Origin of the sequence: Actinophytocola sp. (assembly GCF_036402745.1) — a bacterium.
GTDB lineage: Bacteria > Actinomycetota > Actinomycetes > Mycobacteriales > Pseudonocardiaceae > Actinophytocola.
On sequence record NZ_DASWSJ010000215.1, the window covers coordinates 1 to 17,203 of the forward strand.

At 71.4% G+C, this 17,203-nt stretch carries 18 protein-coding genes; 8 read left to right on the forward strand and 10 right to left on the reverse strand.

The annotated features are described in order from the left end of the window. Positions 1-31 precede the first annotated feature (31 nt). Genes VGD70_RS20490 through VGD70_RS20505 form a run of 4 tightly spaced genes read left to right on the forward strand, consistent with a single transcriptional unit; the run spans position 32 to position 3,067 of the window. Positions 32-1,189, forward strand: coding sequence for a GH-E family nuclease (locus VGD70_RS20490; protein ID WP_331083668.1), 1,158 nt, complete (start codon positions 32-34; stop codon positions 1,187-1,189). Positions 1,190-1,222: 33 nt separating this feature from the next. Further along, positions 1,223-1,789, forward strand: a complete 567-nt coding sequence (locus tag VGD70_RS20495; RefSeq protein ID WP_331083670.1) for a suppressor of fused domain protein — start codon at positions 1,223-1,225, stop codon at positions 1,787-1,789. A gap of 7 nt (positions 1,790-1,796) precedes the next feature. After that, a complete protein-coding gene (locus tag VGD70_RS20500) occupies positions 1,797-2,141 on the forward strand; it encodes a hypothetical protein (RefSeq protein WP_331083672.1) in 345 nt (114 codons plus the stop codon). Further along, positions 2,138-3,067, forward strand: coding sequence for an endonuclease V (locus VGD70_RS20505; protein WP_331083674.1), 930 nt, complete (start codon positions 2,138-2,140; stop codon positions 3,065-3,067). Before VGD70_RS20500 ends, VGD70_RS20505 begins: the two co-directional genes overlap by 4 nt. Before the next feature lie 7 nt (positions 3,068-3,074). On the opposite strand, the gene VGD70_RS20510 is transcribed toward VGD70_RS20505, so the two are convergent. From VGD70_RS20510 to VGD70_RS20535, 6 genes are all read right to left on the reverse strand, one after another. Further along, positions 3,075-4,028 carry a decaprenyl-phosphate phosphoribosyltransferase gene (locus tag VGD70_RS20510; protein ID WP_414638007.1) on the reverse strand — a complete coding sequence of 318 codons (954 nt, stop codon included), beginning with the start codon at positions 4,026-4,028 and terminating at the stop codon, positions 3,075-3,077. Beyond that, on the reverse strand, positions 4,025-4,630 hold the full coding sequence (locus VGD70_RS20515) for a phosphatase PAP2 family protein (RefSeq protein WP_331083676.1): 606 nt from the start codon (positions 4,628-4,630) through the stop codon (positions 4,025-4,027). Before VGD70_RS20515 ends, VGD70_RS20510 begins: the two co-directional genes overlap by 4 nt. After that, positions 4,630-5,877 carry a UDP-galactopyranose mutase gene (gene glf / locus VGD70_RS20520; RefSeq protein ID WP_331083678.1) on the reverse strand — a complete coding sequence of 416 codons (1,248 nt, stop codon included), beginning with the start codon at positions 5,875-5,877 and terminating at the stop codon, positions 4,630-4,632. The genes VGD70_RS20515 and glf overlap by 1 nt, the downstream gene beginning before the upstream one ends. 203 nt (positions 5,878-6,080) lie before the next feature. Beyond that, positions 6,081-7,265, reverse strand: a complete 1,185-nt coding sequence (locus VGD70_RS20525) for a PQQ-binding-like beta-propeller repeat protein (RefSeq protein WP_331083680.1) — start codon at positions 7,263-7,265, stop codon at positions 6,081-6,083. Positions 7,266-7,277: 12 nt separating this feature from the next. Then, positions 7,278-8,165, reverse strand: a complete 888-nt coding sequence (locus tag VGD70_RS20530; RefSeq protein ID WP_331083682.1) for an LLM class flavin-dependent oxidoreductase — start codon at positions 8,163-8,165, stop codon at positions 7,278-7,280. Positions 8,166-8,184: 19 nt separating this feature from the next. Next, positions 8,185-8,793, reverse strand: a complete 609-nt coding sequence (locus VGD70_RS20535; RefSeq protein ID WP_331083683.1) for a hypothetical protein — start codon at positions 8,791-8,793, stop codon at positions 8,185-8,187. Between the two features lie 42 nt (positions 8,794-8,835). Here VGD70_RS20535 and VGD70_RS20540 point away from each other — a divergent pair, with 42 nt between their 5' ends. Next, on the forward strand, positions 8,836-9,669 hold the full coding sequence (locus tag VGD70_RS20540; protein WP_331083685.1) for an HAD family hydrolase: 834 nt from the start codon (positions 8,836-8,838) through the stop codon (positions 9,667-9,669). 36 nt (positions 9,670-9,705) lie between these two features. Next, the gene (locus VGD70_RS20545) at positions 9,706-10,191 is read left to right on the forward strand and encodes a histidine phosphatase family protein (RefSeq protein WP_331083687.1); all 486 of its coding nucleotides are present in this window, start codon (positions 9,706-9,708) and stop codon (positions 10,189-10,191) included. A 7-nt stretch (positions 10,192-10,198) separates the two neighbouring features. On the opposite strand, the gene VGD70_RS20550 is transcribed toward VGD70_RS20545, so the two are convergent. Beyond that, the gene (locus VGD70_RS20550; RefSeq protein WP_291414197.1) at positions 10,199-10,546 is read right to left on the reverse strand and encodes a hypothetical protein; all 348 of its coding nucleotides are present in this window, start codon (positions 10,544-10,546) and stop codon (positions 10,199-10,201) included. Positions 10,547-10,771: 225 nt separating this feature from the next. Between VGD70_RS20550 and cspE the strand changes: the two genes are divergently transcribed. After that, entirely contained in the window at positions 10,772-10,975 is a 204-nt protein-coding gene (gene cspE, locus VGD70_RS20555) for a transcription antiterminator/RNA stability regulator CspE (RefSeq protein WP_075126052.1), read from the forward strand. A 90-nt stretch (positions 10,976-11,065) separates the two neighbouring features. Here the strand turns inward: cspE and VGD70_RS20560 are convergent, their stop codons facing one another. Both VGD70_RS20560 and VGD70_RS20565 read right to left on the reverse strand, forming a co-directional pair. Then, positions 11,066-12,973 carry a glycosyltransferase gene (locus VGD70_RS20560; protein WP_331083694.1) on the reverse strand — a complete coding sequence of 636 codons (1,908 nt, stop codon included), beginning with the start codon at positions 12,971-12,973 and terminating at the stop codon, positions 11,066-11,068. 22 nt (positions 12,974-12,995) lie between these two features. Beyond that, positions 12,996-13,601 carry a class I SAM-dependent methyltransferase gene (locus VGD70_RS20565; protein ID WP_331083696.1) on the reverse strand — a complete coding sequence of 202 codons (606 nt, stop codon included), beginning with the start codon at positions 13,599-13,601 and terminating at the stop codon, positions 12,996-12,998. Positions 13,602-13,952: 351 nt separating this feature from the next. Between VGD70_RS20565 and VGD70_RS20570 the strand changes: the two genes are divergently transcribed. Continuing rightward, positions 13,953-14,900 carry a glycosyltransferase family 2 protein gene (locus VGD70_RS20570; protein WP_331083698.1) on the forward strand — a complete coding sequence of 316 codons (948 nt, stop codon included), beginning with the start codon at positions 13,953-13,955 and terminating at the stop codon, positions 14,898-14,900. 300 nt (positions 14,901-15,200) lie between these two features. On the opposite strand, the gene VGD70_RS20575 is transcribed toward VGD70_RS20570, so the two are convergent. After that, entirely contained in the window at positions 15,201-17,165 is a 1,965-nt protein-coding gene (locus VGD70_RS20575) for a glycosyltransferase (RefSeq protein ID WP_331083700.1), read from the reverse strand. Positions 17,166-17,203: the final 38 nt, after the last annotated feature.

Sequence of the window (17,203 nt, forward strand, 5' to 3'; positions counted from 1 at the left end):
GGGTGGTAGACCGATACGGGAGGTGGGGGCCGTGACTCCGCGACGCAGGCGACCAGGGGGCAGCTCGTCCGGCGGCGACGGCGGGTCGGGCACCACCCGCCGGCCGTCCGGCACGGGCGGTCCCGGCGGCAACGGCGTCGACGTCGACACCGACGGCATCGACACCATGGCCGGGCGCCTGCAGAACACCGGCGGCCGCGTCGACGCCGTCGGCACCACCCTCGACGGCGTCAACGTCGGACCACAGAGCATGGGCCTCATCGGCTCCGGCTTCACCGGCGCCGCGCAGACCCACGTGCAGACCGCCCGCCAGCACGTCACGCGTACCCGGCAGGCCGTCGACCACGCCCAGCAGGGCACCACGGCCACCGCGCAGACCTACCGCGACACCGACACCACCAACGCGCAGAACCTCGGCGGGCTCGGCACCGACACGACGCCGCCCACCACCAACCCCGCGGGCACCACCACGCCCGCCGGCACGACACACACCCCCGTCGGCACCACCCCGGGCTCGATCAGCGCCGCGCTCGACGGCACCGCGGGTACCGCAGGCGGCGGCACGCCGTCGCAGGCCGGCCCCATCCGCACGCCGCGCCGCCGCCGGCCGCTCAACCGGCCCGCGGACGCGGCGGAGCTTCGCGACAACCGGCCGAGCATCCGCAAGAAGACCAAGTTCGCGGTCTACAAGAACTCCCAGCGCGCGGCCAACGGCAACATCATCTGCCCGAGCACCGGCGAGGAGATCCCGGTCAAGCGCAACGCCGACGGCACCCCACAGCTGTTCGACGAGCGCGGCCGGCGCGACCCGAACGGCTTCACCGTCCCGGTGGACAACCCGCAGAGCGGCCAGGGCGACGCCAACTACCACTTCGGCCACGTGCCGGACAGCGAGTACCACCGGCTGACGCAGATGATCGACGACCACCCCGGCCGGTGGAGCCACCAGCAGGTCCTCGACGAGTACAACACCGCGACGCACTACCAGATCGAGGCGCCGGCGGCCAACGTCGGCCACAGCCACGAGTCGAACGCGCCCGGCTACGGCCATTACCAGGGCATGCAGAATCTGCCGCAGACCGCGGTGCCAATACCGCCCACAAATCCACCGGCACCGCCCGCGAATCCGCCCGCCAATTCGACGCCGACCGGGCCGACGCAACAACCGCCGCGAATCCGGCGGCGCTGAGGCGCATTACCCGACCAGTGTTAGGATCCCGCCATGTCCACCGCGGAGAAGTTCAGCGGCTTCGTCGACCACATTCAGCACTATCTCGGCACGATCCGCGACGGCGAGCCCCCGACGGTGGGCGGCGGCAACCGGGGCTATGCGCTGTTCTTCCTGGTCAACGCGTCGGGTGACCTTGTCTCGGTGGTCACCAACGGGCTGCGTTTCCAGCGGATCCGGGCCGTGCGGCCCCAGGAGTTCGTCTGCACCCTGCGCGCCCAGTACGAGCAGCAGGCGCGATTCCTCACCATCCTCACCGCCGACCAGGTCATTCGCACGGGGGTCGGGCTGGTTTTCGACCAGGTCGTCCTGGCGGACAATATTCTGATTCCGGATTCGCAGATCCAGGGCATCATCGCGTCCACCCATCCTTATGTCGACGAGGATCTGGAAGATCTCACCGACGACAACGGTGAGGTCGAATTGCAGATCCTCACGCTCATTCCGATCACCGGCCCGGAGGGGCGGCTGGCGCAGGAGTCCGGCGCCGACGCCCTCTACGACCGGTGGGAGGCCCAGGAGACCGATCTCCTCAACCCGTTCCGGCCGTCCGCTGTCTGAGCCGGCGATGCCGCGGGTCGAGGAGAGCGAGCTCGACTGGGACGACGACAACCGGCCGTACTACCGCGACGAGCCGTTCACCGGCGAGTGCGTCGAGACCGCCGCGGACGGCCGGCTCCTCTCGCTCTCGACCTACGTCGACGGCCTCGACGAGGGCCCGTTCCACTGCTGGTCCGGCGACGGCGTGCTCGTCATCGACGGCACCTGCCGGCGCGGGCGGCCGGTCGGCACGCAGCGCGAGTGGTACGACAGCGGCGCGCCCAAGGTCGAGCGGGCCTACGACGAGCGGTCCACCCTGGTCCGCATGCGCCGCTGGGCCGAGGACGGCACCGTCACGCTGGAGCTCCCATGAGCCTGCCCCGTGACCCGGAGGAGGCCGTCGCGCTCCAGCGGCGGCTCGCGCCGCGCGTCGTGCGGGTGACGCCACCCGGCTTCGCGCCGCGGACCGCCACCGGACTCGACGTCGCGTACGCCACCGGGTCCGACGCCGTCGCCGCGGCCGCCGTCACGGTCGACCTCGCCACCGGCGCGGAGCTCGGGTCCGCCACGGCCACCGGCGAGAGCGACTTCCCGTACGTGCCCGGGTTGTTCGCGTTCCGCGAGCTGCCCATCCTGCTCGAGGCGCTCGGCCGGCTCGGCAGGCCGCCGGAGCTGCTCGTCGCGGACGGCCACGGCATCGCCCACCCCCGGCGGTTCGGGCTCGCCTGCCACCTCGGGATCGAGACCGGCCTGCCGGCCATCGGCGTCGCGAAGACCCCGCTCGGCCACTACGACCCGCCGGCCCAGGGGCGCGGCGCCACCAGCCTGCTCCTCGACGGCGGCCAGGAGGTCGGCGCGGCGCTGCGCACCCAGGACGGCGTGAAGCCGGTCTTCGTGTCCGTCGGCCACCAGCTCGACCTCGCCACCGCGTGCCGGCTCGTGCTCACCCTGGCCCGTGCGCACCGGCTGCCCGAGACCACCCGGCTGGCCGACCAGCTCTCCCGCCGCACGCTCGACGAAGCGGCCACGGCGCCGAGCCGGGTCGCGCTGTTCGGGCACGCCACGGGGACGGCCCGGCGGATCGCGGTGTTCTGCTGGAACCCGGCCGACGGGGTCACCCTCGAGCTGCTCGACCCCGAGTGGTCGCGCGTCGCCACGGGGTACTTCGAGCACGGCGTCGAGCACTACCGGCAGCGCCGGATGGTCACGCCGCGGGAGGGGCCGGTGTTCATGCGCGCGCTGCTCCAGCCGTTCCGGATGAGCTACTACCACCTGGCCGACGAGAGCGACCAGCCCTGACGGGGGCTCAGCCGAACGCGGACAACACCACGCAGGCGACCCAGGAGACCCCGAGGACCTGCAGGACCCGGTCGTGCAGGGCGATGTCCTCCGGCTCGCCCGCGTTGCCGGTGTCGACGTCGACCGCGTAGCGCAGGACGGCCACCACGAACGGGACGATCGAGATGGCCGCCCACACCGAGTTGGTGCCGGTGCGCTGGCGGATCTCGAACGCCCACAGGGCATAGGTCATGATCATGATCGCGGCCGAGGTGGCCCACACGAAGCGCAGGTAGCTCGCCGAGTACTTCGACAGCGACGCGCGGATCTGGGCGCCGGTCCGCTCGTAGAGCACGATCTCCGCGTACCGCTTGCCGGCCACCATGAACAGCGACCCGAACGCGGTGACCAGCAGGAACCACTGGGACAGCGGCAGCTCCGCCGCGGCACCGCCGGCGATCGCGCGGAGCAGGAAGCCCGAGGCCACGATGCACAGGTCGATCACCGGCTGGTGCTTGAGCCCCAGGCAGTAACCCAGCTGCACGGCCGCGTAGACGCCGATCACCACGAGCAGCCGCCAGCTCGACACCAGCGACACCGCGAACGACGCCAGGAACAGCGCGATCGACAGCCCGTACGCGAGCCGCACCGGCACCACGCCGGCGGCGATCGGCCGGTTGCGCTTGGTCGGGTGGGCCCGGTCGGCCTCGACGTCGATGGCGTCGTTGACCAGGTAGACGGCGGAGGCGACGAGGCAGAACGCGACGAACGCGACGCCGGCGTCGACCAGCACGCTGAGCCGGAAGTCCGCGTCCGCGGCGTACGCCGCGAACGGCGCGGACAGCACCAGCACGTTCTTGACCCACTGCCGCGGGCGGGCGGTGCGGATCACGCCCGCGACGAGGCTCATCCGCGCGGGACTCGTGTTTCCCGTCGCGTTCACCGGGGTCTCCTCCGGGGAGCCCGCCGCCGTGTCGCTCACCTCGCTCGTCTCCGGCCCGGCCGGTTGCGCAGGCGCCGCCGGACCAGGCCACCGAGAACGGCGCCCAGCGCCGAGCCGGCCAGCACGTCGGTCGGGTAGTGCACACCCAGGACCAGGCGGGACACCAGCATCGGCGGCACGAGCACCGGCACCAGGTTGCGCCCCGTCAGGCCCGAGTAGACCACCGCGGCGGCGGTGGTCGAGGTGGCGTGCGAGGAGGGGAACGACAGCGAGCTCGGCGTCTCGACCAGCACCTCGACCGACTCGTCGATCGGCCGCTGCCGGCGCACGACCCGCTTGACGGCGATCGACGCGGCGTGCGCGGCGACCACCCCGGCGGCACCGGCGAGCCAGTCGCGCCGCCGCCCGCGGTCGGCCACCGCGCCGAGGACCCCGAGCGCGAACCAGCCCGCGGAGTGCTCGCCGAACAGCGACAGCCCCCGGGCCGCGCGCACGACCGGCTTGCGGCCGATCGCGTGCTGGATCCGGGCGAGCGCCGCGATCTCGACGGACCGCTCCGGCTCGGCCGGCGGCGTGCCCGGCTCGACGACCCGCAGCCGGGCCCGCCGGGCGGCCCGGTCGGACGCGGCGGCCGTGGTCATCACGCCTCCAGCGATCCGTCGAGCGGGGCGCCGTCGGTGAGGTGCGGGGCGACCTTGTTGTCGAACACCGACAGCGCGGAGCCGATCGCCATGTGCATGTCGAGGTACTTGTAGGTGCCCAGCCGCCCGCCGAAGATCAGGTTGCGGTCCTTGGCCTCGGCCTTGGCGCGCTCGCGGTAGCGCTCGAGCTTGGCCCGGTCCTCGGGGGTGTTGATCGGGTAGTACGGCTCGTCGTCGTCCTTCGCGAAGCGGGAGAACTCGCGGAAGATGACCGTCTTGTCGGCCGGGTAGTGCTTGCGCTCCGGGTGGAAGTGCCGGAACTCGTGGATCCGGGTGTAGGGCACTTCCTCGTCGTTGTAGTTGACGACCGAGGTGCCCTGGAAGTCGCCGGTCGGCAGCACTTCCTGCTCGAAGTCGACGGTCCGCCAGGACAGCCGGCCCTCGGCGTAGTCGAAGTAGCGGTCGAGCGGTCCGGTGTAGACGGTCGGGGTGCCGGCCGGGATCCGCTCGCGGACGTCGAAGTAGTCGACGTCGAGCCGGACCTCGATGTTGTGGTGCGCGGCCATCTTCGTAAGCCACGCGGTGTAGCCGTCGACCGGCAGGCCCTCGTAGGTGTCGTTGAAGTACCGGTTGTCGAAGTTGTAGCGGACCGGGAGGCGCGTGATGATGTTGGCGCCGAGCTCCTTGGGGTCGGTCTGCCACTGCTTGGCCGTGTACCCGCGGACGAACGCCTCGTAGAGCGGGCGGCCGATCAGCGAGATCGCCTTCTCCTCGAGGTTCTGCGCGGCGTCGGTGTCGATCTCGGCGGACTGCTCGGCGATGAGCTTGCGGGCCTCGTCCGGCGTGTGCGACTTACCGAAGAACTGGTTGATGAGCGCCAGGTTCATCGGGAACGCGTAGACCTGGCCCTGGTACTTGGCGAACACCCGGTGCTGGTAGCCGGTGAACTCGGTGAACTGGTTGACGTAGTCCCACACCCGCTTGTTGGACGTGTGGAACAGGTGCGCGCCGTAGCGGTGCACCTCGATACCGGTCTCCGGCTCCGGCTCGGAGTAGGCGTTGCCGCCGATGTGCGGCCGGCGATCGAGCACCAGCACCCGCTTGTCCAGCTGGGTGGCGACCCGCTCGGCGATGGTCAGCCCGAAGAACCCGGAGCCGACGATGACGAGGTCGTAGCCGGAGTAGCTGCCGGCTGCGTTCGCTGGCGCGCTGCCCTGTGTCGATGGTTCACTCGCAAGCTCGTTCACGGGCGTCGAGATTACCTGCGTCGCTCTGTCAGGTGGCACGCACCTGCTCGGCGCGGCGGTGGGCCGGACACGCGAGAACCCCCGCGCTGTGGTCAGCACGGGGGTTCTGGCTCCCCTACACCCCTTGAATCCCCTTGATCCCTCCGGCTTGACGCCTCGCAGACAAAGACGCGCGGGCCCCCGGCGGCGTTCCGTGCCGTAGGTCACTTCTGGAACCGGTAGGCGGCGATCAGCGGCGGGTCGCCGACGCTGCTGAGGAGGTACTCGCCGGTGATCGCGGCCGGCGGGTAGGGCAGGTTCCTCGCGACGACCCTGCCGCGGCGGTCGAGCGCGACGAAGTGCCGGCTGTCGCCGGCGACGAGGTGGTCCGGGCCGACCAGGCGGACGGCCTGCGACCGGTAGTCGCCGCGGAGGGTCTCCACCCGGCGGCCGGCGACCCGGAACGTCTCGATGTCCAGGGCGCCGGAGTCCTCCACGACGGCGCATGCCACCAACGTCCGGCCGTCAGTGGCGCAGCTGTCCTCGACCGGCGCGGCGCCGACCTCGTGCACGCGCCGGCCCGTGCGGGCGTCCACCACCCACCGGCCGCGCTCGGGGCGGCCGGTGCGGAACCCGTCGACGAGCACCACGTCGCCCGCGGTCAGCGTGACCCGGGCGGGCGCGAGGTCGGCCAGGGTCCAGGCCGGCGCGCCGGTGGCGAGGTTCCACGCGGCCACCGTGCCCTCGGTCGGCGGGCCGGTCCGCCGCACGCCGCGCACGGTCTCGCCGACCACCACGTCACCGGCGATCGCGTAGGGCCACAGGCCGGTCCGCTCCCAGAGCGGGCCTCCCCTGCCGACGTCGAGCGCGACCACCCGGGCGCCGCCGACCATGACCAGCGCGCGCCGGTCGTCGGCGGTCACCAGGTCGAGCGGCCCGGCGAGCTCGCGGCGCCACGCGACCGAGCCGTCGGCCGCGGCCAGCCGCGCGATCCCGGTCCGCGGGCCGGCGCGGTACCGGACGAGGACGCCGTCGCCGACGAGCAGCCCACCGCCGTCGTAGGTCCCCGTGGTCCCCGTGGTCCCCGTGGTCGCCGGGCCGCCCGGCAGCGCGGCGCCGGTGCGCACGGTCCAGCGAGGTTCCCCGGTGCGGAGGTCGACCAGCGACAGCTCGCCCGGCCGGTACATCAGCACGGTGCCGTCGCGCACCGAGAGGTGTTCCGGCGCCGCCAGGGCGCCCAGCCGGCTCCACTCGGGCTCCTCGTCCAGCAGCACCGGCACGGGACGCGGGGCGGGCGCGACCGTCGGCCCGGGCTGCTGCCGGCCGGGGTCGTCGGTGACGACCAGCGCGACGGCCACCGCGGCCACCGCCACGAGCGCCCCGACCGCGCCGAGCACGGTCCTGTTCATCCCGACTCCGGCCTAGCGGTGCGGAAGCACGTCGGCGGCGACCTTCTCCAGGACGCCCAGCCGCCCCGCGTAGACGCCGTCCGGCCGCGGCCAGTGGGTGACCAGGTCGGTGAAGCCGAGCTCGGCCGCGCGGCCGAGCACCTCGCGGAAGTACGCCACGCTCGACAGCGAGTACCTCGGCCCGGCGTCGACGGACAGGTAGCGGCGCACCTCGGCCCCGTCGCGGCCGGCGGCGGCAAGCTTGTCGTCGAAGGTCTTGGCCAGCTCGGCGACGCCCTGCCACCAGGCGTCACCCGAGCCCTCGCCGGTGTCCTCGCGGCGGCCCGTGGTGACCCAGCCCTGGCCGAACCGGGCGGCGAGGCCCATCGAGCGCGGGCCGTTGGCGGCGACGACGAACGGCAGCCGCGGGTGCTGGCGGCAGCCGGGCGCGGAGCGGGCGTCGACCGAGGTGTAGAACTCGCCGCTGATCGAGGTCCGCTCGTTGGTGAGCAGCGAGTCGAGCTGCTCGACGAACTCGGCGAAGCGGTCCACCCGGGCCTTGGGCGCGAGCCCCTCGCCGCCGAGCACGACGTTGTCGTAGCCCGCGATGCCGCCCGAGCCCACGCCCAGGATCATCCGGCCGCTGGACACGTCGTCGAGGGTGAGCAGGCTCCGGGCGAACGGCACCGGGTGCCGGAAGTTGGGCGAGGCGACCAGGGTGCCCAGCCGGATCCGGCGGGTGACCATGGCGGCCGCGGTGAGCGTGGGGACCGCGTCGAACCACGGGCCGTCGACCAGCGAGCGCCAGCCGATGTGGTCGTAGGTCCAGGCGTGGTCGAAGCCGTAGGTCTCGGCGGCCCGCCACTTGGGCTCGGCCAGCAGCCAGCGGTACTCGGGGAGGATCACGATGCCGACGCGCACGTTCGCCCACGCTAGCCGATCAGTACGGGTAGTACCCCTGCGGCGGCTGCTGCGGCGGATATTGGCCCGGGGGCTGCGGCGGGTAGCCGCCCTGGGCGAGCTTGCGCTGGTAGCCCCGCATGGTGCGGGCCGTGTGCGGCAGCAGCACGAGCACCGTGGCCGTGGCCCAGAGCAGGAGGGACACCAGGACCATCGCGATGTACTTGCCACCGCCGTCGGCGAGCAGCTTGATGATCGCGTAGAGGTAGTACACGGTGACCACGCCGCCGACGAAGCCGAGCACCCAGCGCACGAAGTCGAGGCGGGCGAACAGGACGAGCGCGAAGGTGAGCGTGGTGCAGGCGACCGACATGGTGACCGAGATGGCGAAGTCGAGGTTGCCGGTGACGTCCGCGGAGAACGCGGCGCCGACCAGCGCCACCAGCATGTCGACGTTGTCCGCGCTGCCGTCCCAGCCGATGATCGCGGTGATCAGGGCGAGCACCCCGCAGATCAGGAACAGGCCCGCGCAGAGGTAGGCCAGTGCGTTGCTCTGCGGCCGGGGCCCGTAGCCGCCGTATCCCGGTCCGTAGCCACCCGGCTGCGGTCCGTACGGCTGGGGGTAGCCCGGTTGTGGTCCATAACTCACGAACCGAACCGTAGTCGAAGGACGCCGACCTCAGCAGGGAAGATGGACAACGTGGACAGACCGAAGCTGGTTGCCTCAGACGTGGACGGGACGCTGCTGGACCCGCTCGAGCGGGTGACGCCGCGGACCGCCGGGGTGGTCGGCCGGGTGGTCGCGGCCGGCGTGCCGTTCGTCCTCGTGAGCGGCCGGCCGCCGCGGTGGATCCCGCCGGTGGCGCGGGCGGCGGGGCTCACGGGCTACGCGGTGTGCGCGAACGGGGCCACGGTCTACGACATCGCCTCCGGCGAGGCGCTGTCGGTGCACGACCTGGCGCCGGTGGTCCTGCACGACGTGACGCACGCGGTGCGCGGGGTGCTGCCGGACATCCGGGTGGCCACCGAGCGCACCTCGGTCGGGCCGTCCCCGCTCGCCGCGTTCGCCACCGAGCCGGGCTTCCGGAACCCGTGGGGAAACCCGAACGGCATGGACGGCGAGAACCCCGAGGTGCCCACCGCCGAGGTGCTGGGTCATCCGGCCACCAAGCTGATGATCCGGCACTCGGGGCTGACGAGCCAGGAGCTGGCCGCGGCGGTGTTGTCGGTGCTGGACGGCGCGGCCCTGGAGGTCACGTACTCGACCAACCGGGGGCTGATCGAGGTCTCCGCGGCCGGGGTGACCAAGGCCACCGGCCTCGCCGAGGTGTGCGCCATGGTCGACGTGCCGTCCTCGCGGGTGGTCGCGTTCGGGGACATGCCCAACGACGTCCACATGCTGCGCTGGGCCGGCCACGGCGTGGCGATGGCCAACGCCCACCACGACGTCCTGGCGGCGGCCGACGAGGTCACCGCGCCCAACTCCGAGGACGGCGTGGCGCAGGTCCTCGAGCGCTGGTTCTAGGCGGCGATCCCCGCACCGTGCGTGCCATGCTGGGGCATGGCCGACCCGCGGACCCTCGTCGTCATCCGGCACGCCAAGTCGGACTGGGGCCAGGGGCTGCCCGACGAGCAGCGGCCGCTCAACGAGCGGGGCCGCCGGGACGCGCCCGCCATCGGCACGTGGCTCGGGGACAACACGGGGGGCATCGACCTCGTGGTCTGCTCGACCGCGGCCCGGGCCAGGCAGACCTGGCGGCTGGCGGCCGCGGCGCTGGAGCCGGCCCCGGCCGTGCGGCACGACGAGCGGGTCTACGCGGCCGGTCCGCAGGACCTGATGTCCGTACTGGACGAGCTGGCGGACGACGTCGCCACCGCCGCGCTGGTCGGACACAACCCCGGCCTCACCGAGCTGGTGGACGTGCTGACCGGCCAGGCGGTGCAGCTGAAGACGTCGGCGGTCGCCGTGGTGCGGTGGGAGGGGACCTGGGCGGACGTGTGGGCCCGGCGCGCCGCGCTGGTCGCACACGCCACGCCCAGGGGATGAGCAGGAGCTACTCGGGTTCCTTGACCGAACGCAGCGCTATGGGCGCGCCGGCCAGGTCCTCCTCGTTGCAGAGCAGCTTCACGTCGTAGTAAGGGGAGCCCTCACTGTCGTCGTAGTCGAGGTGGATGGCGATCACGTCGACAGGCTCACCGAGCCATTCCTGGGTCCGGCGCAGCCACGCGGCGGAGCGTTCCAGGGCCGTGGGGAGGTCGTCGTCGCGGAACTCGACCGGGCGGTAAGGGACGCCGTAGACCTGGTCCTCCTGGTGAGGGGGCTTGGGCAGGTCGACTGAGACACCGGCATCGTCGAGGTCGAGTGCGATGGATCGGGGCTGTTCACTAGCGAGCTCGCTCACCCTACGAGCGTCTCCCAGCACGTGACCGCCCGCAACCCTTCTAGTGCGCCGAGTGTGGTCCATGTGGTTGACTGTGCCCTGGTCGTGATTTCTTGAGTTCGTGTTCGACACGGTCGCAAGACGCGTTGCGGGCGCGCGGGTTAGCTCCAGGTTGAGTCGCCGTCTGGAACCGACCAAGGTTGTCGCAACCGCGGCGGCTTGTGATTAGTTGTTTTGGAGAACGTAGTGGCACAGGGAACTGTGAAGTGGTTCAACTCCGAGAAGGGCTTCGGCTTCATCGCGCCGGACGACGGCAGCGCCGATGTCTTCGTCCACTACTCGGAGATTCAGGGCAACGGCTTCCGTAGCCTGGACGAGAACCAGCGCGTGGAGTTCGAGATCGGCCAGGGTCAGAAGGGCCCGCAGGCCACCGGGGTTCGCGCGGTCTGATCTTCCATCACGACACTGAGGGCCACCCGGGTTACTGACCCTGGTGGCCCTCAGTGCATGTAAGAGGCTGCATGTAAGCGGGTACGACGCTCAGCTCTCGAAGTACTTGCGCCACGCCTCGACCGAGGTGAGCTCGGGCAGCGCGGCCTTGTACTGCTCGACGAGCTTGGGCCACTCCGCGGTGAGCCGCCGGTAGTTGTGCGCGGTCCGCAGGGCCAGCTCGCGGAACACCTTCGGGTCCCGCCTGCGGAACGCGACCCCGCTGCCGTCCGCGTTGGACACCGTGGCGCTGTCGAGGTTGCCCAGCAGGAACCACAGCGCGCCGCTGGCCGGGACGTTCACCTGCGGCCGCTCGGTGGCCGTCGAGTCCGGGGCACGCAGGTTGTGCATCAGCGCCTTGCCGGCCCGCAGCGCGACCCTGGCCGGGTGCACCGGCGGGCGCAGCATCTGCTCGGCCTTGACCATGTCGAACGTCGGCGGCGGGAACTCCCGGGCCGAGGGCAGGAACTGGGCGTCGGTGTACTGCTTGCGGATCTGCTGGACCTCCGGCAGGCCGGTGGCCAGCATGTCGAACAGCCGCTCCGGGCCGGCCATGAAGTCCTCGATCGCCTTCATCTCCAGCGCGACCGTGGAGTACTCCATCGACAGCAGCCGGCGCACCGACGCGCGGGCGCCCTGCAGCAGCAGCGTCTTGCGCATGTCGTACGGGCTGTGCAGCGCGGCCATGATGAGCCGGTTGCGCAGGTGGAAGTAGACGGTCCAGTCCTTGGTGTCGTTCTTGTCCGTCCACGGCTCGTGCCACACGGCGGAGCCGGGGAGGGTGACCGTCGGGATGCCGCCCGCCAGCGCCCGCAGCGAGTACTCCGAGTCGTCGACCTTGATGAACAGCGGCAGCGGCAGGCCCGTGCGCTCCACGACCTCGCGCGGGAACAGGCACATCCACCAGCCGTTGTAGGTGGCGTCGATGCGCTTGTGCAGCGCGCGGGTGTCACGCAGCGAGTGCTGGCCGAAGTCGTGGTTGGTCACGGCGCCGGGCGCGCCGCGCCACACGCAGGCGGACAGGTCCACGACCTCGCCCATGGTGTGCAGCCGGGACTTGGCCTGCAGGTTGAGCATCTGGCTGCCGACGATCACCGGCTTGGCCGCGGCCCGCGCGAACGCGTTGGACCGCAGGATCGAGTCGGGCTCCAGCGCGATGTCGTCGTCGAGCAGCAGGATCTGGTCGACGACGCCGGGCTTGGTGTGCTCGATCGACTCGTACAGCGCGCGGGTGAAGCCGCCGGAGCCGCCGAGGTTGCCCTGCTCGATGACCTCGAGCCGGTCGCCGAGCAGCTCGCGTGCCTCGGCGAACCGCGCGTGCTCGCGGATCTTGCGGCTGCCCTGGTCGGCGACGAAGACCTTGCTGATGACGTCGAGGACCGCCGGGTCCGCACCGAGCGCCAGCAGCGACTGCACGCAGTCGTCGAGCCGGTTGAAGGTGGTGATGCCGACCGCGAGCTTCTGCACGGGCAGCGGCTCGTCGGAAAGCCATGCGGCGTCGGCTACCTCGAGGGTGCGGCTCTCGGTGAACACGTCGAACCAGAGCCAGCCGCCGTCCTCGAACGGGGCCAGGCTCAGCCGGAACTCCAGCGTCCGCCACTTCTTCTCGGCGTGCACCGGCTCGCCCTGCAGGTGGACGATGTCGCCGTTGGGCTTGGACCGGTAGACCTCGACCCGGCCCGCGCCGCGGACGTTGAGCCGCAGCGTCACGTGGTCGACGCGGGTCCAGCGCTTCCAGTAGCTGGCCGGGAACGCGTTGAAGTACGACGCGAACGACACCCGCGCCGATGCTGGCACGACGACGTCCCGGCGGCCGGCGACCTGGCTGTGCGTGCCGTCCGGCTCGTCCAGGTACAGCGGGCGCACGTCCAGCGGGTCGGTGTCCCTGGGCAGGATGACCCGCTGCAGCACCCTGTTCGGGTCCAGCCGCGCGTCGGGTTCGGTCGCCTGCTCGGCCACGTTGCTCCTCCTGGGGTTGGGCCTAGGCCTGCCGGTCGGCGACCAGGTTGAACTCGTTGTAGGTGAAGTGCTTGCCCGCCAGGCGCGGCAGCGGGAACGAGAGTGCCTTCGTCCGCGCGAAGCCGAGCTGGCGGGCCACGTCGGTGAGCGCGTCGAAGTCGGCGAACTCGACGTGGGTGCTGTCGCTGGCGTACCCACGCTCCTGCGGGCAGATCAGCACCAGCCGCGCGCCGGGCGCGAGGTAGTCGAGGTAGCCGGAGAGGATCTTGACCGCCTCGGCCCGGGGCATGTGCTCCACGAGGTGTGCGGCCAGCATGCCGCCGAACCGGCCCGGCTCGGCGTACTCGCTCTCGCCGAACTCGTCGACCGTGAAGGCGGTGAGCCCGCGCCGGCGGCACTCGGCGATCGAGTGCTCGTTGTGGTCGACCCCCACCCCCCGCGGCGCCAGGTGCGACAGGCACCGCCCGATGCCGCACCCCACCTCGAGAACCTCGCGGTCGCCGAACAGACGACGGATGTTCCACCGGTAGGGCCGCTGCACGTCCAGCACCCGCTTCCAGAGCGGCTGCGAGATGCGCTTGAGGCGGTCGGTGTACTCCTCGCCCTCGGTCGATTCAAGGGAAGCCATGCTCGGCATGGTATCCACCCACATCGGACGCCCTCGGTCGCGCCCATGGCCGGGGCCGAGACCGTCGATGACACGCTCCGTGCGCGGGTCGGCGCGGAGGGCAACCGGCCGGCCCGCGGGCGACGCGCTCGGGGGCGTGCACGTGGAGGCTGGTGAGCGCGAAATCGCGCTGCGCTACAGTCCACGCGGCAGAACAACGGGTATCTGGCTGTCGGCGGCCGCGGCGCTGCTGCTGATCGTGGCCGGAGTGCCACCCCGGTTCTGGCGCAGGCGCAGCCCCTGGCGCCGAGCGGCGCGGAGTGGAACCAATACGAGCGACGACCGACCCGATCCGGCGTCTGGAGTTGGACAGTGAACGCAAGCCAGCACACGAGCCTCGGCGCGACCGCCCCGGAGGGCGGCGGCGAGAACACGCTCGATGCCACGGTGGTGCTCCCCTGCTACAACGAGCAGGAGCATGTGCTCGACGAGATCAAGCGCATCTGCGGCGCGATGGACGCGAGCGGCATGTCCTACGAGCTGCTGGTCATCGACGACAAGTCCACCGACAGCACGCTGAAGGTGCTCCAGGAGGCGCTGCCCCAGTTCCCGACGATGCGGCTGATGCCGTTCCGGCGCAACGGCGGTTCCGGCACGGCGCGCCGCATCGGTACCCGCGAGGCGTACGGCCGCATCGTGGTGTGGACCGACGCGGACATGACGTATCCCAATGAGCGGATCCCCGAGTTCATCCAGTACCTGACCGACAATCCGGATGTGGACCAGGTCGTGGGCGCGCGGACCAGCGAGCAGGGGACGCACAAGGTGCTGCGCGTGCCGGCGAAGTGGGCCATCCGCAAGATCGCCGAGCTGCTGGCGGGCACCAAGATCCCGGACCTGAACTCGGGCCTGCGCGCGTTCCGCCGTGAGGTCGCGCTGCCGTACATGCGGCTGCTGCCCCCAGGCTTCAGCTGCGTCACGACGATCACCATGTCGTTCCTGTCCAACCAGCACCCGGTGGACTACGTGGCGATCGACTACGCGAAGCGGGCCGGCGTCAGCAAGTTCCACTTCGTGAAGGACGCGTACCGCTACATCCTGCAGGTGCTGCGGATGGTGATGTACTTCAACCCGATCAAGGTGCTGATGCCGCTGGCGCTGACCTTGTTCGTGGCCGGTGCCGCCAAGGGCGTCGTCGACATCATCAGGTACGAGTTCCGAATCACGACGAACGCGATGCTGGTGCTGGTGACGGCGTTGATCATCGGCTCGATGGCGTTGCTGGCAGACCTGATCGTCCGATCGCGAGACGACAGGTAGCAAGAGGACGGAGACGGCCCGCGCTCCCGAAAGGGGGAGAGCGGGCCGTTTCGGCTTCTGGCCGGCGACGATGCGAAGTGAGCGTCGAGTGAGAATCGCGGCCCACCCGAGTGACGGCCGTGGCCTGGGCGACGCCTCCCAGAGGTCGGCCAACCTCCGTCGTGAGCGAGGTTGGCCGAGCCGTCCTCGTTGCGGGAGCTGATCAGCACGACCGGCGTGCCGAAGTACAGGACCTGCGGAGGCGTGACCTGATGCAGGACATCAACGATGCCGAGCGGGAAAGCCCTGAGCTGGCCGGAATCAACCGCGGCGTTGGTCCATCTTGTACAGCCGGCGCCAGTTGTCGCGGCTGGTCAGCTGGGGCACGGCGGCCCGATACTCCTCGCGCAGGCCCGGCACCTCGGCGATCAGCCGGCGGACGAGCCGCGCGGTCTGCTTGGCCAGCTTCACCGTGGTCTCGCGGTCCCGCCGCCGCAGCCGGACGCCGCCCTGCGAGCCGTCCGTGACGACGACCGTGTCGAACTGGGACACGTGCCACCACGTCGCGTCCTTCTGCGCCACCGCGCCGACCGGGTGGACCGTGCGGCCCATCGCCAGGTACGCGAGCCGCTTGAGCATGACCAGCCGGTTGCGGCTCGGCTTGGGCCCTGCCTGCACCAGCGGGATCGCGCCGGGCTTGAGGCCGGGGACGTCCGAGGCCGGATGCATCACCGTGTCCGGGTACTCGGCCCGCACCGCGTGGATCTCCTTGGCGGCGCCGGCACCCCCGTCGTGCAGGAACTCAGGCCCGCGCAGGAAGTCCTCGACGCCCTTGAGAATGGTGGCCGCGAGGCCGTACTGCATGGTCAGCAGGTACCGGCTGATCCGCGAGGTGATGACCCGGGCGGTGTGCTTGGGGTCGATCTCCGCGTGCAGCGTGCTGACGATCAAGGAGTTGCGGACCGCGAAATACTCGTTCCACTTGTCCGCGTCCTTCCAGTCGAAGTCCGCGTGCCACAGGCCGGCGCCGGGCAGGGTGACCGTGGCGAAGCCCTTGGCCCGCGCCCGGTAGCCGTACTCGACGTCGTCCCACTGGAAGAACAGCGGCAGCGGCAGGCCGATCGCGGCCACGACCTCGGCCGGGATCAGGCAGGACCACCAGGCGTTGTAGTCGGCGTCGACCCGCCGGTCGCCGCGGTTGGGCTTGCCCGTGGGCACGCCGTCCTCGTCGAGCTCCTCACCGAGCAGGTCCACGTCGTCCAGCGCGTTCCGGACGACCTTGCCCGGCACGAGCTGGGCGAAGTCGGCGTACTCGGCGCCGGCGAGCAGCACGGTGGGGTGCAGCAGCCGCAGCATCTGGCCGCCGACGATCGTGGGCTCCGGCGTGCGGTTGGCGAACGCGGTGAGCCGGATGGCGATCTCGGGCTCGCACAGCACGTCGTCGTCCATGAACAGGAGGTTGGCGTGCTCGGCCTCCTTGTTGACCCGGCCGGCCTCGGTGACCTCGTACATCCCCCGGCCGAACCCGCCGGCACCGCCGAGGTTGGGCTGGCGCAGGTACTGCAGCCGCCCGTCGAGCGCCTTCTCGATGTCCGGGAACGCCGGCCGCGACGCGACCGTGTCGGTGCCCTGGTCGACCACGTAGATGGCGTCGAGCACGTCGAGCGTCTCGGCGTCGCCGGCCAGGGACTGCAACGTCTTCGTGCAGTCGTCGGCGCGGTTGTACGTGCAGATGACCACCGCGGTGGGGCGCAGCCGGTGCGGCGAGGCCACGGTCCAGCGCAGCCGCTCGACCACCAGGTCGTCGTCACCGGTGGAGAGCTGGACCCACAGGAAGCCGCCGTCGACGAACTTGTCGAGCACCGTGGTGAGCGTGACCGTCTGGCCGCGCAGGTCCTCGACGTCGCGGGCGGCGACCGTGCGGGTCTCGCCCTCGATGTCGGACGCGACAAGCGAGATGCGGCCCGAGCCGGTGACCGTGACCTCGACGTCGACCGAGTCGACGACCGTCCAGCGCTGCCAGTAGCTGGCCGGGAAGCGCCCGAAGTAGGTGTCCATGCTGACCTCGGAGCCGGCGTGGACGACGAGGCGCTGGCGCTCGCGGACCGCGTTGCCGAACAGGACCTGCGCGTACAGGTCGTCCGGGCAGACCGGGTCGGGGCCGCGGAAGAGGCCGCGCTGGGCGACGAGCCGGCCGCTGGGTGCGTGCTCGACGAGCCGCGCCTCGCCCTCGGCTGCCGGCTGCGCGGGTGCTGCGTCGCTGGTGGTCGGGCTGCTGGCGCGCATTCGAGTTCGTTCCTCCAGGGGGCTTCGTCTGGTCGGCA

Coding starts and splice junctions, on each gene's coding strand:
- VGD70_RS20495 (WP_331083670.1), top strand. CDS start 1,223: ATGTCCACCGCGGAGAAGTTCAGCGGCTTCGTCGACCACATTCAGCAC.
- VGD70_RS20500 (WP_331083672.1), top strand. CDS start 1,797: ATGCCGCGGGTCGAGGAGAGCGAGCTCGACTGGGACGACGACAACCGG.
- VGD70_RS20505 (WP_331083674.1), top strand. CDS start 2,138: ATGAGCCTGCCCCGTGACCCGGAGGAGGCCGTCGCGCTCCAGCGGCGG.
- VGD70_RS20515 (WP_331083676.1), bottom strand. CDS start 4,630: ATGACCACGGCCGCCGCGTCCGACCGGGCCGCCCGGCGGGCCCGGCTG.
- VGD70_RS20525 (WP_331083680.1), bottom strand. CDS start 7,265: ATGAACAGGACCGTGCTCGGCGCGGTCGGGGCGCTCGTGGCGGTGGCC.
- VGD70_RS20540 (WP_331083685.1), top strand. CDS start 8,836: ATGGACAACGTGGACAGACCGAAGCTGGTTGCCTCAGACGTGGACGGG.
- VGD70_RS20545 (WP_331083687.1), top strand. CDS start 9,706: ATGGCCGACCCGCGGACCCTCGTCGTCATCCGGCACGCCAAGTCGGAC.
- VGD70_RS20565 (WP_331083696.1), bottom strand. CDS start 13,601: ATGGCTTCCCTTGAATCGACCGAGGGCGAGGAGTACACCGACCGCCTC.
- VGD70_RS20575 (WP_331083700.1), bottom strand. CDS start 17,165: ATGCGCGCCAGCAGCCCGACCACCAGCGACGCAGCACCCGCGCAGCCG.